This window comes from Pseudomonas sp. SAS7, assembly GCF_052112345.1.
GTDB lineage: Bacteria > Pseudomonadota > Gammaproteobacteria > Pseudomonadales > Pseudomonadaceae > Aquipseudomonas > Aquipseudomonas putida_Q.
This window is the reverse complement of the sequence record NZ_JBEGGO010000011.1, coordinates 99,890-113,692: the sequence shown is the minus strand read 5'-3', so window position 1 is coordinate 113,692 and position 13,803 is coordinate 99,890. Positions and strand designations below refer to the sequence as shown.

The 13,803-nt window shown below is 60.1% G+C and carries 11 protein-coding genes and 6 tRNA genes; 3 read left to right on the top strand and 14 right to left on the bottom strand.

Going from position 1 to position 13,803, the window contains the following annotated elements:
- Positions 1 to 46 precede the first annotated feature (46 nt).
- Positions 47 to 571 (top strand): hypothetical protein, encoded by a 525-nt coding sequence (locus ABI582_RS18675; protein WP_338747525.1) that lies wholly within the window; start codon positions 47 to 49, stop codon positions 569 to 571.
- Between the two features lie 310 nt (positions 572 to 881).
- The gene (locus ABI582_RS18670) at positions 882 to 2,294 is read left to right on the top strand and encodes an amino acid permease (RefSeq protein ID WP_338744811.1); all 1,413 of its coding nucleotides are present in this window, start codon (positions 882 to 884) and stop codon (positions 2,292 to 2,294) included.
- On the opposite strand, the gene ABI582_RS18665 is transcribed toward ABI582_RS18670, so the two are convergent.
- Positions 2,273 to 2,349 (bottom strand) — tRNA-Arg (locus tag ABI582_RS18665). The two genes, ABI582_RS18670 and ABI582_RS18665, sit on opposite strands and share 22 nt — an antisense overlap.
- 111 nt (positions 2,350 to 2,460) lie before the next feature.
- The gene (gene phnN / locus ABI582_RS18660; protein WP_338744812.1) at positions 2,461 to 3,054 is read right to left on the bottom strand and encodes a phosphonate metabolism protein/1,5-bisphosphokinase (PRPP-forming) PhnN; all 594 of its coding nucleotides are present in this window, start codon (positions 3,052 to 3,054) and stop codon (positions 2,461 to 2,463) included.
- A gap of 344 nt (positions 3,055 to 3,398) precedes the next feature.
- Here phnN and ABI582_RS18655 point away from each other — a divergent pair, with 344 nt between their 5' ends.
- Entirely contained in the window at positions 3,399 to 3,725 is a 327-nt protein-coding gene (locus ABI582_RS18655; RefSeq protein WP_003254499.1) for an Arc family DNA-binding protein, read from the top strand.
- 127 nt (positions 3,726 to 3,852) lie between these two features.
- Here ABI582_RS18655 and mgtE read toward each other — a convergent pair whose 3' ends face one another.
- The 12 genes from mgtE to astB form a co-directional block, all read right to left on the bottom strand.
- Positions 3,853 to 5,295 (bottom strand): magnesium transporter, encoded by a 1,443-nt coding sequence (mgtE, locus tag ABI582_RS18650; protein WP_016498500.1) that lies wholly within the window; start codon positions 5,293 to 5,295, stop codon positions 3,853 to 3,855.
- Positions 5,296 to 5,729: 434 nt separating this feature from the next.
- Positions 5,730 to 5,806, bottom strand: a tRNA-Arg gene (locus tag ABI582_RS18645).
- A 73-nt stretch (positions 5,807 to 5,879) separates the two neighbouring features.
- A tRNA-Arg gene (locus tag ABI582_RS18640) sits at positions 5,880 to 5,956 on the bottom strand.
- Positions 5,957 to 6,029: 73 nt separating this feature from the next.
- Positions 6,030 to 6,106: transfer RNA gene (locus ABI582_RS18635), tRNA-Arg, on the bottom strand.
- Positions 6,107 to 6,177: 71 nt separating this feature from the next.
- Positions 6,178 to 6,254, bottom strand: a tRNA-Arg gene (locus ABI582_RS18630).
- A 106-nt stretch (positions 6,255 to 6,360) separates the two neighbouring features.
- Positions 6,361 to 6,451 (bottom strand) — tRNA-Ser (locus ABI582_RS18625).
- 72 nt (positions 6,452 to 6,523) lie between these two features.
- A complete protein-coding gene (gene csrA, locus ABI582_RS18620) occupies positions 6,524 to 6,712 on the bottom strand; it encodes a carbon storage regulator CsrA (protein ID WP_003254503.1) in 189 nt (62 codons plus the stop codon).
- A gap of 165 nt (positions 6,713 to 6,877) precedes the next feature.
- On the bottom strand, positions 6,878 to 8,113 hold the full coding sequence (locus tag ABI582_RS18615; protein WP_016498499.1) for an aspartate kinase: 1,236 nt from the start codon (positions 8,111 to 8,113) through the stop codon (positions 6,878 to 6,880).
- 84 nt (positions 8,114 to 8,197) lie between these two features.
- Entirely contained in the window at positions 8,198 to 10,822 is a 2,625-nt protein-coding gene (gene alaS, locus ABI582_RS18610; protein ID WP_338744813.1) for an alanine--tRNA ligase, read from the bottom strand.
- A 295-nt stretch (positions 10,823 to 11,117) separates the two neighbouring features.
- A complete protein-coding gene (gene astE, locus ABI582_RS18605; RefSeq protein ID WP_442119901.1) occupies positions 11,118 to 12,125 on the bottom strand; it encodes a succinylglutamate desuccinylase in 1,008 nt (335 codons plus the stop codon).
- Between the two features lie 10 nt (positions 12,126 to 12,135).
- A complete protein-coding gene (locus tag ABI582_RS18600) occupies positions 12,136 to 12,426 on the bottom strand; it encodes a hypothetical protein (protein WP_016488488.1) in 291 nt (96 codons plus the stop codon).
- 14 nt (positions 12,427 to 12,440) lie between these two features.
- Complete coding sequence (gene astB, locus ABI582_RS18595) at positions 12,441 to 13,790, bottom strand: N-succinylarginine dihydrolase (RefSeq protein WP_197898175.1); 1,350 nt, start codon at positions 13,788 to 13,790, stop codon at positions 12,441 to 12,443.
- Between the last annotated feature and the right edge of the window lie 13 nt (positions 13,791 to 13,803).

Sequence of the window (13,803 nt, the reverse complement as noted above, 5' to 3'; positions counted from 1 at the left end):
GGTTTTTGCGCTTGGTACCTGCCCACAAGATTTCCAAGGAGGAAACATGATAATTGCCCCTAACGGCGTCAGCTGGCAGCCCACGCTCCAGCAGCCTCCGCACGCCAACGATGAGCAGACGGTGGCCGAGACTGCGCCAGCCCCCACGCCAATAACCACCGCCAACACGGCAACCCAACAGCAGCAAGGCAATACCGCTCAGCAAAACGCTGAGGATGCTCGTGAGGAAGCCTTTGCCAAATTCAAGGTGATGCTGCAAAACCTGGGTTCTGCGACTACCGACCAGGTGATCGGAGAACAAGTGCCGCCCAAGACTGCCCGGCAGGAATTTCACGACTTCATGTCCAAGTCACCCGGCGAGATGATCAAGGAAAAATTGCTGCTTGAAATAGGCCTGACCAAAGAAGAGTACGACGCCCTGCCGCCAGAAGTGAAAGCAAAGGTCGACGAATTGATCGCCCAGCGCATGAAAGAAGACATCGAGCGCAAGATCGAGGAGAAAGCGCAAGAACAGGTCGCGAAGATGGACGGTGGACTGGATGAAGAGCAACAAGCGGCCGGCACAGTATGAAAGAGCGGCGGCGGTCGATGAGGTAGCGCTGCGGTTCGTCCAAGGCTCCCCAACCTTACCGTTTTGAAGGTGTCCGGCGGTGTCGATGCTCAGATGGTGCAGGTTTCCTCAACTGCACCGTTACCGGCGCTATCACCGGCCTTAGGAAAAATCGGCAGGATGTTGTGCAGAGAATTCGTTTGAGGTCCTTGGCCTTATTGTCCAGGGTGGCAGGCTGGTAGCTATTTGCCACGCGTGGACGCAGGCGCATGACGATGCCTGCGTTGGGGGACGTTGTCGGATCCCTCCAACAATAAGAGAGGACAAGGAAATGCAATCCAACGGTTTGAAGCAAAGCCTCAAGCAGCGGCACATCACCATGATCGCGCTGGGCGGGGTGATCGGCGCAGGCCTGTTCATGGGTTCAGGCTCACTGATCGCATCGGCAGGGCCTGCGGCCATCCTGTCGTATTTCATCGGTGGCCTGGTGGTCACCCTGGTCATGTTCATGCTCGGCGAAATGGCCTGCCGCAACCCGGATGCCGGGTCATTCTCGACCTACGCCAACACCTGGCTCGGCGACTGGGCAGGTTTTGCAGTCGGCTGGCTGTACTGGTTCAAGTCAATGATGACCATCACCCTCGAAGCAGTGCTGCTAGGCGCCATCCTGCATGACTTTCTACCCTGGCTGCCGATCTGGGCAGGCGCCTTCCTGATGCTGGTGACACTGATGGCCAGCAACGCCTACTCGGTGCGTTCGTTTGCCGAAGTGGAGTACTGGCTGGCGGCGATGAAGGTCGCCACCATCCTCATCTTCATGCTGCTGGGCATCTCGATCCTGCTCGGCCTGCACCACGACATTCCGTCGCCTGGCCTGGTCAACCTCACCGCCCACGACGGCTTCATGCCCAACGGCCTGTCGCCGGTAATGGCGGGTGTCATCGTGGTGATCTTCTCGCTGGGCGGCAGCGAAATCGCCGCCGTGGCCGCAGGTGAGTCGGAGAACCCGCGGCAGAACGTGATCCGCGCGATCAAGAGCGTGATCCTGCGCGTGATGCTGTTCTACGTAGGCTCGGTGTCGATCCTGATCCTGTGCCTGCCATGGACCGACAAGGCCAACCTGGCCTCGCCCTATGTTTCGCTGTTCAGCCTGGCCGGGTTCGGTGGTGCTGCGGTGGCCATGAAACTGGTGTTGTTCGTCTCGTTCATGTCGGTGATGAACTCGTTCATGTTCTCCAACTCGCGCATGCTGTTCTCGCTGAGCCAGCGCGGGCACGCGCCCAAGCTGTTCTCGCGCACCAGCGCCAAGGGCGTGCCAATCAATGCACTGCTGCTGAGCCTGTCGATCTGCACGATGATCCTGACCGTGCACTTTATCAGCGCCGGCGACCTGTTCATGACGCTGGCCAAGAGTACCGGCAGCCTCGTGATGGTCGTGTGGATCTTCATCATCATCGCCCACGTGGCCATGCGCTGGAAAACCCGTCACGAAGCGGTCGACCCCAAGGCCTTCCGCGCCTGGCTGTTCCCGTACGCCAATATCGTTGCACTGTTCGCCTTACTGGCGGTGATCGGCACCCAGGCGTTCGAACCGGCGTCGCGTTTCCAGTTCTGGTTCACGGTACTGACGGTGGTGCTGGTAGTGGCGGGGTACTTCCTGACGCGCCAACGGACGGCGGCGCCTGCGCAGGAGGCGGAGGCAAAAATGGTAGAAACAAGAAATGGCGTCCCAGGCAGGAATTGAACCTGCAACCTTCCCCTTAGGAGGGGGATGCTCTATCCAATTGAGCTACTGAGACGCTACGACCGGCAGCAAGCGCTGCACAGCGGGACGGCCAGCATGTTAACCAGCATGCTGGCGTTTGTCATGCACCTACCGGGCTTTTTCGCGTAATCCTTTTCTGGCACTGCTACACCGGTGGCAGAACTCCTTCATCGCGAAGCAGCCCGAACAGGGCTGCTACCGCTGCCTCCAGGGTTGTCGAGTTGTCCAGGACATGCACTGAAGGATCGGGCGGTGCCTGCAAACGGGCGCTGCGAGCCAGGCGCTGCTCGATTTCCTCGGCGTTTTCGCGGCCCCGGGCCAGCAAGCGCTGACGCAGCACTTCGGGCCTGACCTCGACCAGTACCGCCAGCAGGTCCGGGTAACGCTGGCGCGCTTCGGCCAGGTAGGCCCGCGAGCCATTCACCAGCACTGCCCTGCCCGCCGCCATCCACTCGTCCACCTGCTGCGCAATACCATAGTCCAGGCCGTTGGCGCGCCAGTGCATGGCAAATGCGCCCTGCGCACGCAGGGTCTCGAACTGCTCGGGCGTGACCCCATGAGCGGCTTCGCCCTTGGCTTCGGCCGAACGGGTAATGACCCGACGGGCAATATCTACCCCGGCGGCCGCCAGCCGCTCACGTGAAGCGTCGATCAGGGAATCTTTCCCTGAACCCGACGGTCCTATCAGAAATATCAACCGGCCTGTCCCTGATCGACGGTCGCTTGCGTCATGTTGCATAGCCACTATGCTCTATGAAGGGAAACCGCCGCATTCTAGGTGTTTTCCTGGTCTTTTGCTGCGTTTTACCAGTTTTTGACGGCAAAAGTCTGACGGTTGGGCCAGCCGGAGCATGTAAAACTTTTCAAACCAGTGCTCATTTCTGATAATTGGTACTGGCATAAAGCCTTTATCCGGCTCACTATTTGTCACAGAATTGACGCCAAGGAAACGGCGACCCCAAGGCAAGATGAGCATCCATTTTTACTGACGGTTGAACATTTTGTCGTCGCCACGGTCGTATTTCCACCCCGTGCGGCCAATTTGAGAACCGCTTCCCCTGAACCAAAATCTGGTCAATTTATATGCGCCCAATGAAACAGGCTATTTATTCGAGCCGCACTGCTGACAAATTTGTCGTCCGCCTGCCAGACGGGATGCGTGAGCGCATTGCCGAGGTAGCGCGCAACCATCACCGCAGCATGAACTCCGAAATCATCGCGCGCCTGGAACAGAGCCTTATCCAGGAAGGTGCGCTGGGTGACGAGCTGAGCATGCGCCTGGACAGCCCTGAGCTGTCCCTGCATGAGCGCGAGTTGCTGCAACGCTTCCGCCAACTGTCCCACCGCCAGCAGAACGCCTTGGTGGCCCTCATCGCTCACGATGTGGAAATGGCGGCCGACGCTTCCTGAGGCCTGCAGCGAACATGAAAAAGCCAGCGTAAGCTGGCTTTTTTGTGGCTGGCCTACCGCAACGGCATACACCTTTGCAGGACCACTGTGGGAGCGGGCATGCCCGCTCCCACAGAGAAAGATCGGTTTACAGCAGGAACAGCGTAGCCAGGCCAAGGAAGATGAAGAAGCCGCCACTGTCGGTCACGGCAGTGATCATCACACTCGCGCCCATCGCCGGGTCGCGGCCCAGGCGGGCCAATGTCATCGGGATGAGCACGCCCATCAGCGCTGCCAGCAACAGGTTCAAGGTCATCGCTGCGGTCATCACCAAACCCAGTGACCAGCTGCCATACAGCCAGAAAGCCACCGCACCAATAACGCCACCCCACACCAGGCCGTTGATCAGCGACACCGCCAACTCCTTGCGCATCAGGCGGCTGGTATTGCCCGGCGACACCTGGTCCAGCGCCATGGCGCGGACGATCATGGTGATGGTCTGGTTACCCGAGTTGCCGCCAATACCCGCAACGATCGGCATCAATGCCGCCAATGCCACCAGCTTTTCGATCGAGCCTTCGAACAGCCCGATAACGCGGGAAGCGAGAAACGCGGTAATCAGGTTGATCGCCAGCCATGCCCAACGGTTGCGGAACGAGCGCCAGACCGAGGCAAAGATATCTTCCTCTTCACGCAGACCCGCCATGTTGAGGACTTCGCTTTCACTCTCCTCACGGATCAGGTCGACCATTTCGTCGATGGTCAAACGGCCGATCAGGCGGCCGCCTTTGTCTACTACAGGTGCCGATACCAGGTCATAACGCTCGAAAGCTTGTGCTGCATCATAGGCATCTTCCTCGGGCTGGAAGGACACCGGGTCGGTCGCCATGACCTCCGCTACCTTCTTCTCCGGGTCGTTGACCAGCAGACGCTTGATCGGCAATACCCCTTTCAGGATGCCGTCATAGTCGACTACAAACAGTTTGTCGGTGTGGTTGGGCAGCTCTTTCAGGCGGCGCAGGTAGCGCAGCACCACTTCCAGGCTGACGTCTTCGCGGATGGTGACCATCTCGAAGTCCATCAGCGCACCGACCTGCTCCTCGTCGTAGCTCAGCGCCGAGCGAACACGCTCGCGTTGCTGGGCATCGAGGGTTTCCATCAGCTCGTGAACAACGTCGCGCGGCAGCTCAGGGGCCAGGTCGGCCAGCTCGTCGGCGTCCATTTCCTTGGCGGCGGCCAGCAGCTCGTGATCGTCCATGTCGGCGATCAAGGATTGACGAACCGAGTCGGAAACTTCCAGCAGGATGTCGCCATCGCGATCCGAGCGCACCAGCTGCCAGACCGTCAGGCGGTCTTCCAGGGGCAAGGCTTCGAGGATATAGGCGATGTCGGCGGGGTGCAGATCATCGAGCTTGCGCTGCAGCTCGACGAGATTCTGGCGGTGGACCAGGTTTTCGACCAGGTCGTTGTGCGCGCCTTCCTGGCGGTGCGTCAGGTCTTCGACCACACGCTGGCGTTGCAGCAGTTCGACCACCTGGGCCAGGCGATCCTGCAGGCTTTCTTGCGCTTTTTTTACTTCTACTTCAGTCATAGGCGAACTCCACTCCCAGCAGCGGAGCACGCCGGGAGAATCAATCGGTCAGATCTTTCTGTATGAATCGTGTTAGCGAGTAACTACTGGGTAAGTCCATGGTGGTTTTCCACAAGCCCCGGCGGGGCTGACGGGCGCAATCATACACTGCTAAAGCTGTCAGATCGCTTAAATTTTTGGCCAGAACAATCGTTTGCGCGATAAAGGTGGGACAACGCTTGAAGCTATCAGTGCGACGGTGGCTCTGGCGTTTAAAGCACATTTGTTGTGGGCGTGGATGTGTTTGTTGCGGTGCCTGATCGGATTTGGCCCCGCACAGCGGCCTCAAGCTACACCACAAACATTACAGAAGAGCTTAGATCGACATGGCCAACAATTCAGTGGCGCAGAAAAACAAAAAGCCCGCTCAACTGAGCGGGCTTCTTGATGGGATATGGCGGACTCAGCAGGATTCGAACCTGCGACCGCTCGGTTCGTAGCCGAGTACTCTATCCAGCTGAGCTATGAGTCCGTAGTGGTAGTTTTAGACCAGGTTACCACTGGTTGACTGAAGTAGCTGTGCAAGCAGAGCCACTTCAAGAAAGTGGCGGACTCAGCAGGATTCGAACCTGCGACCGCTCGGTTCGTAGCCGAGTACTCTATCCAGCTGAGCTATGAGTCCGCGATTGGAAGTTTTATACCAGTTACCGCTGGTTGACTGAAGCAGCTGTGCAAGCAGAGCCACTTCAAGAAAGTGGCGGACTCAGCAGGATTCGAACCTGCGACCGCTCGGTTCGTAGCCGAGTACTCTATCCAGCTGAGCTATGAGTCCGCGATTGGTAGTTTTAGACCAGTTACCACTGGTTGATTGAAGCAGCCTTGCAAACAAAGCCACTTCAAAAGTGGCGGACTCAGCAGGATTCGAACCTGCGACCGCTCGGTTCGTAGCCGAGTACTCTATCCAGCTGAGCTATGAGTCCGTGTCTTGCCGCGCATTATAGGTCGCTGAAACATTTTTGCAAGAACGTTTTCGTTTAAAATCAACTACTTAGCGTTCTTACCGTTTACAGCGCCCTACGCAAATAATGGCGGTGAAGGGGGGATTCGAACCCCCGATACCCTTATGAGGTATACTCCCTTAGCAGGGGAGCGCCTTCGGCCACTCGGCCACCTCACCGCAACACGAGGCGAATATTAAAGAACCTCTTTCACCTTTGCAACCCTTTTTTTGAAAAAAACTTCAAAAAAATTAAAGGCTTGGCTCTTCATCCTTCTCTTTCTTGATCCGCAGGTAGATTTCCTCGCGGTGAACGGCCACTTCTTTAGGGGCGCTGACGCCAATACGCACCTGGTTGCCTTTGACGCCAAGCACCGTCACGGTGATCTCGCCGTCCCCAATGATCAGGCTCTCGGCGCACCGACGAGTCAGAATCAACATAGCTTTCTCCTTACGCAAACATTCAGGGGTAACAGTCTTTGGTATCAGGGCCTGATCGTAGACGACGACCAGGCTCCGGTTACTCGCCGCACAGGGCAGGACAAAGCCTGCGTGGCGAGCAGAAACGCGAAGGGCGCGGCAAGCCGCGCCCTTCCTGGCAGCGCCTTACTCGCCCTGTCGTACAGGTGCGTCGAGCTCGAACGCGGTGTGCAGCGCGCGCACGGCCAGCTCCAGGTACTTCTCTTCGATCACGACCGAAACCTTGATCTCGGAGGTGGAGATCATCTGGATGTTGATGCTCTCCTTGGCCAGGGCTTCGAACATGCGGCTGGCAACACCGGCGTGCGAACGCATGCCGACGCCAACGATCGAGACCTTGGCGATCTTGGTGTCGCCGATCACTTCACGGGCACCGATTTCGCGGGCAGTGTTTTCAAGCACGTTTTTCGCGCTCTCGTACTCGTTGCGGTGTACGGTGAAGGTGAAGTCGGTGGTGTTATCGTGAGCAACGTTCTGCACGATCATGTCGACTTCGATGTTCGAAGCGCTGATCGGGCCGAGGATCTTGAAGGCCACGCCCGGGGTGTCCGGCACGCCGCGAATGGTCAGCTTGGCTTCATCACGGTTGAAGGCGATACCGGAAATGATCGGCTGTTCCATGGATTCCTCTTCATCAATGGTAATGAGGGTACCCGGACCCTCCTTGAAGCTGTGCAGCACGCGCAGCGGAACGTTGTACTTGCCGGCGAACTCCACCGAACGGATCTGCAGCACCTTGGAACCAAGGCTGGCCATTTCCAGCATCTCTTCGAAGGTAATCTTCTCCAGGCGGCGGGCCTGTGGCACAACGCGCGGGTCGGTGGTGTAGACGCCATCGACGTCGGTGTAGATCTGGCACTCGTCAGCCTTCAGCGCCGCCGCCAGGGCCACGCCAGTGGTGTCGGAGCCGCCACGGCCCAGGGTGGTGATGCTGCCGTGCTCGTCGACACCCTGGAAGCCTGCTACCACGACCACGCGGCCTTCCTTCAGGTCGGCACGAATCTTCTGGTCGTCGATCTGCAGGATGCGCGCCTTGTTGTGCGAGCTGTCGGTGAGGATGCGCACCTGGTTGCCGGTGTAGGACACCGCTGGCACACCACGCTTGATCAAGGCCATGGTCAGCAGGGCAATGGTGACCTGCTCACCGGTCGACACGATCACGTCCAGTTCACGCGGAACCGGTTGATCGGTGATCTGCTTGGCCAGGTCGATCAGGCGATTGGTTTCACCGCTCATGGCCGACAGCACAACCACCAGGTCGTCGCCCGCTTCACGGTGTTTCTTGACCTTTTCGGCTACCTGCTCGATCCGCTCGATGGAACCGACAGAGGTGCCGCCAAATTTCTGTACGATCAACGCCATTTCAATGGTGCCTCAGCCCATACAGGGCCCCAAAAAACAATCCAACATGAAGAGGCCGGCGACTAGACCGCCGGCCCCTTCATCTCAAAGTCCCTGCTCTGCGAATGGCACGGCCAGCGCCAGGGCCTGGTCCAGTGCAGCGACGTCGACGCCACCACCCTGGGCCATGTCCGGACGGCCACCGCCCTTGCCACCCACCGCCGCAGCGGCTTGTTTCATCAGATCGCCAGCCTTGAGTTGGCTGGAGAGGTCTTTGGTCACGCCGGCCACCAGCACAACCTTGCCCTCATGCTCGCTGCCCAGCAGGATCACTGCGTGGCCGAGCTTGTTCTTCAACTGATCGACCAGGGCCAGCAAGGCCTTGCCGTCCTGCCCATCCAGGCGGGCGGCGAGGACCTTGGCACCCTTGACCTCAACAGCCGCGTTGGAGAGATCGTCCCCGGCGGCGCTGGCGGCTTTGGCCTGCAGCTGTTCCAGCTGCTTCTCCAGCTGACGGTTGCGCTCCAGCACAGCCGACAGCTTGTCGATCAGGTTGTCGCGGTTACCCTTGACCAGTTGCGCGGCTTCCTTGACCTGCTCTTCGGCAGCGTTCAGGTAGGCCAACGCAGCGGCGCCGGTAACTGCTTCGATACGGCGTACACCAGAGGCCACGCCGCCTTCGCTGATGATCTTGAACAGGCTGATATCACCGGTGCGCTTGGCGTGGATACCGCCGCACAGCTCTACCGAGAAATCACCACCCATGCTCAGCACACGCACGGTGTCGCCGTACTTCTCGCCGAACAGCGCCATGGCACCTTTGGCCTTGGCGGTTTCGATGTCGGTCAGTTCGGTTGTCACCGGGGTGTTTTTGCGCACTTCGCGGTTGACGATGTCTTCCAGGGCCTTGATCTGCTCCGGCTTCAGCGCCTCGAAGTGGCTGAAGTCGAAACGCAGGCGCTGGCTGTCAACCAGCGAGCCCTTCTGCTGTACGTGTTCGCCCAGCACCTGGCGCAGCGCTTCGTGCAGCAGGTGGGTGGCGGAGTGGTTCAGCGAAGTAGCGTGCTGCACGTCGGCATCGACCTTGGCCTCGACCGGCGAACCGATTACCAGCGCACCGCTGGCGACCACGCCGTGGTGCAGGAAGGCACCGCCAGTCTTGGTGGTGTCGCGCACGTCGAAGCGCGCAGCGCCGGCCTGCAGGAAGCCGGTATCACCCACCTGGCCACCGGATTCGGCGTAGAACGGCGTGCGGTCGAGCACGACCACGCCCTGCTCGCCTTCACCCAGCTGGTCGACGGCCTGGCCGTCCTTGTACAGGGCGATGATCTTGCCCTGGCCTTCGGTGGCGTCGTAGCCGACGAACTCGGTAGCGCTGTCGACCTTGACCACGCTGTTGTAGTCCATGCCGAAGGCGCTGGCGGAACGCGCGCGCTCACGCTGGGCGTCCATCTCGCGCTCGAAGCCGGCTTCGTCGATGGTCAGCTCGCGCTCACGGGCGATGTCGGCAGTCAGGTCCATCGGGAAGCCGTAGGTGTCATACAGCTTGAACACCACGTCGCCCGGTACCACGTTGCCTTTCAGCTGGGCCAGGTCCTGCTCGAGGATGCGCAGGCCTTGCTCCAGGGTCTTGGCGAACTGCTCTTCTTCAGCCTTCAGCACGCGCTCGATGTGCGCTTGCTGGCTCTTCAGCTCAGGGAAGGCTTCGCCCATTTCGGCGGCCAGTGCGGCAACGATCTGGTAGAAGAAGCTGCCCTTGGCGCCCAGCTTGTTGCCGTGACGGCAGGCACGACGAATGATGCGACGCAGCACATAACCACGGCCTTCGTTGGACGGCAGCACACCGTCGGCGATCAGGAAGCCACACGAGCGAATATGGTCGGCGACCACTTTCAGCGACGCCTGGCCGTCATTGCTGCAACCGATGGCCTTGGCCGCAGCCGACAGCAGGTTCTGGAACAGGTCGATCTCGTAGTTCGAGTGCACGTGCTGCAGCACGGCGCTGACGCGCTCCAGGCCCATGCCGGTGTCCACCGACGGCGCTGGTAGTGGGTGCAGCACGCCGTCGGCGGTGCGGTTGAACTGCATGAAGACGTTGTTCCAGATCTCGATGTAGCGGTCGCCGTCTTCTTCTGGCGAGCCGGGTGGGCCGCCCCAGATGTCCGCGCCGTGGTCGTAGAAGATCTCGGTGCACGGGCCGCACGGGCCGGTGTCACCCATGGTCCAGAAGTTGTCGGAGGCGTATGGGGCGCCTTTGTTGTCGCCGATGCGTACCATGCGCTCGGCCGGCACGCCGACTTCCTTGGTCCAGATGTCGTAGGCTTCGTCGTCAGTGGCGTAGACGGTGACCCAAAGCTTTTCCTTTGGCAGGTTCAGCCATTGCTCCGACGTCAGGAAGGTCCAGGCGAAGGTGATGGCGTCGCGCTTGAAATAGTCGCCGAAGCTGAAGTTGCCCAGCATTTCGAAGAACGTATGGTGACGCGCGGTGTAACCGACGTTTTCCAGGTCGTTATGCTTACCACCGGCGCGCACGCACTTCTGGCTACTTACAGCACGGGTGTAGGCACGCTTCTCCGCGCCGAGGAAGCAGTCCTTGAACTGGTTCATGCCGGCATTGGTGAACAGCAGGGTCGGGTCGTTGTTCGGGATCAACGAACTGGAGGCGACTCGGGTATGTCCCTGCTCTTCGAAGAAGCGAAGGAAGGCTTCACGGATTTCTGCGCTTTTCATAGGTTCTTCCACGGAAACGGCGGCCCTGTTGGGCAAACGCGTCGACGAAACGACGGCAAAGGGCCGCATTATATCGGTCCTGCAATCTCGATGCAGTGTGTTTATACGATAGAAACCATCGATTGGACGGTTTTTCGGGCTATGCAAACGAAAATGACATGACCGGATGCTAAATCCTGTCTTTCGCCACTGGCAAGCCAATTACCGCTGATGGGGAGGGAAAATGGAACAGGCGGTGAATTAAAAGGTTTTCATCATGAATGGGATCCGAAACCGCGAAGCGGGCGACCTGGTCTCAGACCAGCCGCTGCCCCGAATCCGGCACGATCAGGATGCCCGCCCGCAAGCCGTTCCTGACCTTGGGGTTGGGGAAGATGATACGCGCCCCCTCCTCCTCTACCACCCAGCGTGTCTCGGCCAGGTCTTCGGCCAGCAGGTAACCCTTGCTCAGCTCCGAGAAGTTCTCGATGTCCGCCGGCAGGTGCAGGTGGAAGCTGTCGCTGTGCTTGATGATCTCGCGAGAAACGCTGAACAGTTGCAGGCCATCCAGCGAGCCTTCACCCTCTGGTTCGGTGCCTTCGATGATCTGGATCAGGCGTTCTTCCAGCCGGTCGAGGTTGACCTGCTCGTTCTGGCCAAACGGGCGGGCCTTGCCCAGCTCCAGGGTGAAAGCTTCGGCATCCAGCTGTTCGTAGGTAAAGGCACTGAAGGTGATGGAGGATTTGCTTTGCAGCAGCACCGCCTCCATGCCGGCTGCCGCCAGGCGCGCCAGTTCGCGACGGGAGTGCTTGCGCCCCTCTTTATAAGGGTACAAGGCGAATTGCTCGATCTTCGAACCGCGGATGGCGGTATGCAGGTCGTAATGCAGGCGGCTACGTCCCGGCTTGCTGAAGAACACCCGGGCGAACTGTTCCAGCTCGGCGGCACGCAAGGCCTCGAAACCACTGGAAAGCTCATGGCGCCCGTTGAACAGCCGGTTGATGTCCTGCTCGATGAAGCGCTCGCCCTTGCGGATCGCCGCCGGGTTGCCGAACAGGAACAGCAGCCGTGCCTTGGGTTTGATCTTGCCGTTGGCCACGCCGTGCAGCAGCCGTTCGAGCAATTCGATCGGCGCCGTTTCGTTGCCATGAATGCCAGCAGACAACAGCAAGTCCAGCCCGCAATCCTCGCTTTCGGCGGGGCGTACTTCGAGCGCGCCCTCCCCCAGCCAGCGCAAACGCGCGCCCTTGGGTGTCACTTGGGTCTTCTCGGCCGGTTCGTGATCGGTGAGGGTCAGCTCAAGCAATTTGCCAAGGGCGAGCATAGGGGCTTCCTTAGTGGTGGTGGCCGCAGTCGGGGCCATGGACGTGATCGTCGTCTTCGCCAACTTCGGCCGGCTCCATTTCCAGTTGCAGGCTGACCAGGTTGGTGGCCATCGGGCGCAGCAGCAGGTTGGCGTATTCGGTATCGTCTTCGTCGACATCCACACCGATCAGCAGCTGGCCACGGCCGTCCTGCTGAATCCACACTTCCTTGCCTTGCCAGACCACGGCAAAGCGGGTGCAGGAGGTTTCCAGCTGGGTGCCGTCTTCATCTTCGAGGATCAGGCGCAGGGCGTCGGTCATTGCAAAGTCTCTCTTCAAGGTTGGCGTTGGAACGGATATACCGAGCCCAACTTCAGAATCTGGGTCAATTCGTCCAGTGCCGTACGGCATTCCACCAGCAGCTGCGGGTCGGCCAGGTCCGCTTCGCCCAGGCGATCGCGGTAATGCTTGTCGACCCACTGCACCAGGGTGTCGTACAGCGGGGCGGTCATGATAACGCCTTGGTTGACCGCCGCCAGTTCCGATTCCTTCAACGCCACACGCAAACGCAGGCAAGCCGGGCCGCCGCCGTTCTGCATGCTTTGCTTGAGGTCGAATACCTTGACCTCCTTCACCGGGCCACCCTGGCTGGTCAGCTGGCCCAGGTAGGCCCAGACCCGCTCATTGTTGCGGCACTCTTCCGGCACCACCAGCAGCATGGAGCCGTCATCGCGGCTGAGCAGCTGGCTGTTGAACAGGTAGGAGCGCACGGCATCCTCTACCGCCACCGCCGCCCGTGGCACACAGATGGCCTGGAAGTTGCCACCCTTGCTGGCCAGTTTAGCTCGCAGCTGGCCAAGCACCGCGTCGGTCTCGAGGAAGGCGTCCTCGTGGTAGAACAGCACCTCGCCGTTGCCCACCGAAATCACATCGTTGTGGAACACGCCCTGGTCGATCACCGCAGGGTTCTGTTGAGCGTAGACCACGCCGCCATCGCTCAGCCCATGCAGCCGGGCGACGGCCTGCGAGGCCTCCAGGGTTTGCCGGGCCGGGTACTTCTGCGGCGCCGGGTAACGGCTGTCGAAGGCACTGCGGCCATACACGAAAAACTCCACACCCGCGTCGCCATAGGCACGGCAGAAACGCGTGTGGTTGGCCGCGCCCTCGTCACCGAACTGTGCCACGGCCGGCAAAGCTTCGTGGTGGGCAAAGTGTTTCTCGTTGTTGAACATGGCGCCCAGCACACGGCTGGTGGTCGGATGCTCGATGCTGCGGTGGTACTTGCAGTTCAGGTTGGCGGCGGTGAAGTGCACGCGGCCATCCGCCGTGTCGGCACTGGGGCTGACCGTGGCCGCATTGGCCACCCACATGCTCGACGCCGAGCAACTGGCCACCAGCAACGGCATGGCTTCTTTCGCAGCACGCTGGATGACCTCGGCATCGCTGCCGCTAAAGCCCAGGCGGCGCAGCGCGGCCACATCCGGGCGCTCCTGCGGCGCCAGCACGCCTTGCTTGAAGCCCATGTCGGCCAGCGCTTTCATTTTCGCCAGCCCCTGGCGCGCGGCTTCGCGCGGGTTGGAACCCTGCTGGCTGTTGCTCTGCGAAGCCACGTTGCCGTAAGACAGGCCGCCATAGTTGTGGGTAGGCCCCACCAGGCCATCAAAATTCACTTCATAGGATTTCATCGGCTAGGCTCCG

What these genes read in the sequence shown, in the direction of transcription:
- ABI582_RS18675 (WP_338747525.1), top strand. Translation starts at nt 47, where the DNA reads ATGATAATTGCCCCTAACGGCGTCAGCTGGCAGCCCACGCTCCAGCAG.
- ABI582_RS18670 (WP_338744811.1), top strand. Translation starts at nt 882, where the DNA reads ATGCAATCCAACGGTTTGAAGCAAAGCCTCAAGCAGCGGCACATCACC.
- phnN (WP_338744812.1), bottom strand. Translation starts at nt 3,054, where the DNA reads ATGCAACATGACGCAAGCGACCGTCGATCAGGGACAGGCCGGTTGATA.
- ABI582_RS18655 (WP_003254499.1), top strand. Translation starts at nt 3,399, where the DNA reads ATGCGCCCAATGAAACAGGCTATTTATTCGAGCCGCACTGCTGACAAA.
- mgtE (WP_016498500.1), bottom strand. Translation starts at nt 5,295, where the DNA reads ATGACTGAAGTAGAAGTAAAAAAAGCGCAAGAAAGCCTGCAGGATCGC.
- csrA (WP_003254503.1), bottom strand. Translation starts at nt 6,712, where the DNA reads ATGTTGATTCTGACTCGTCGGTGCGCCGAGAGCCTGATCATTGGGGAC.
- ABI582_RS18615 (WP_016498499.1), bottom strand. Translation starts at nt 8,113, where the DNA reads ATGGCGTTGATCGTACAGAAATTTGGCGGCACCTCTGTCGGTTCCATC.
- alaS (WP_338744813.1), bottom strand. Translation starts at nt 10,822, where the DNA reads ATGAAAAGCGCAGAAATCCGTGAAGCCTTCCTTCGCTTCTTCGAAGAG.
- astE (WP_442119901.1), bottom strand. Translation starts at nt 12,125, where the DNA reads ATGCTCGCCCTTGGCAAATTGCTTGAGCTGACCCTCACCGATCACGAA.
- ABI582_RS18600 (WP_016488488.1), bottom strand. Translation starts at nt 12,426, where the DNA reads ATGACCGACGCCCTGCGCCTGATCCTCGAAGATGAAGACGGCACCCAG.
- astB (WP_197898175.1), bottom strand. Translation starts at nt 13,790, where the DNA reads ATGAAATCCTATGAAGTGAATTTTGATGGCCTGGTGGGGCCTACCCAC.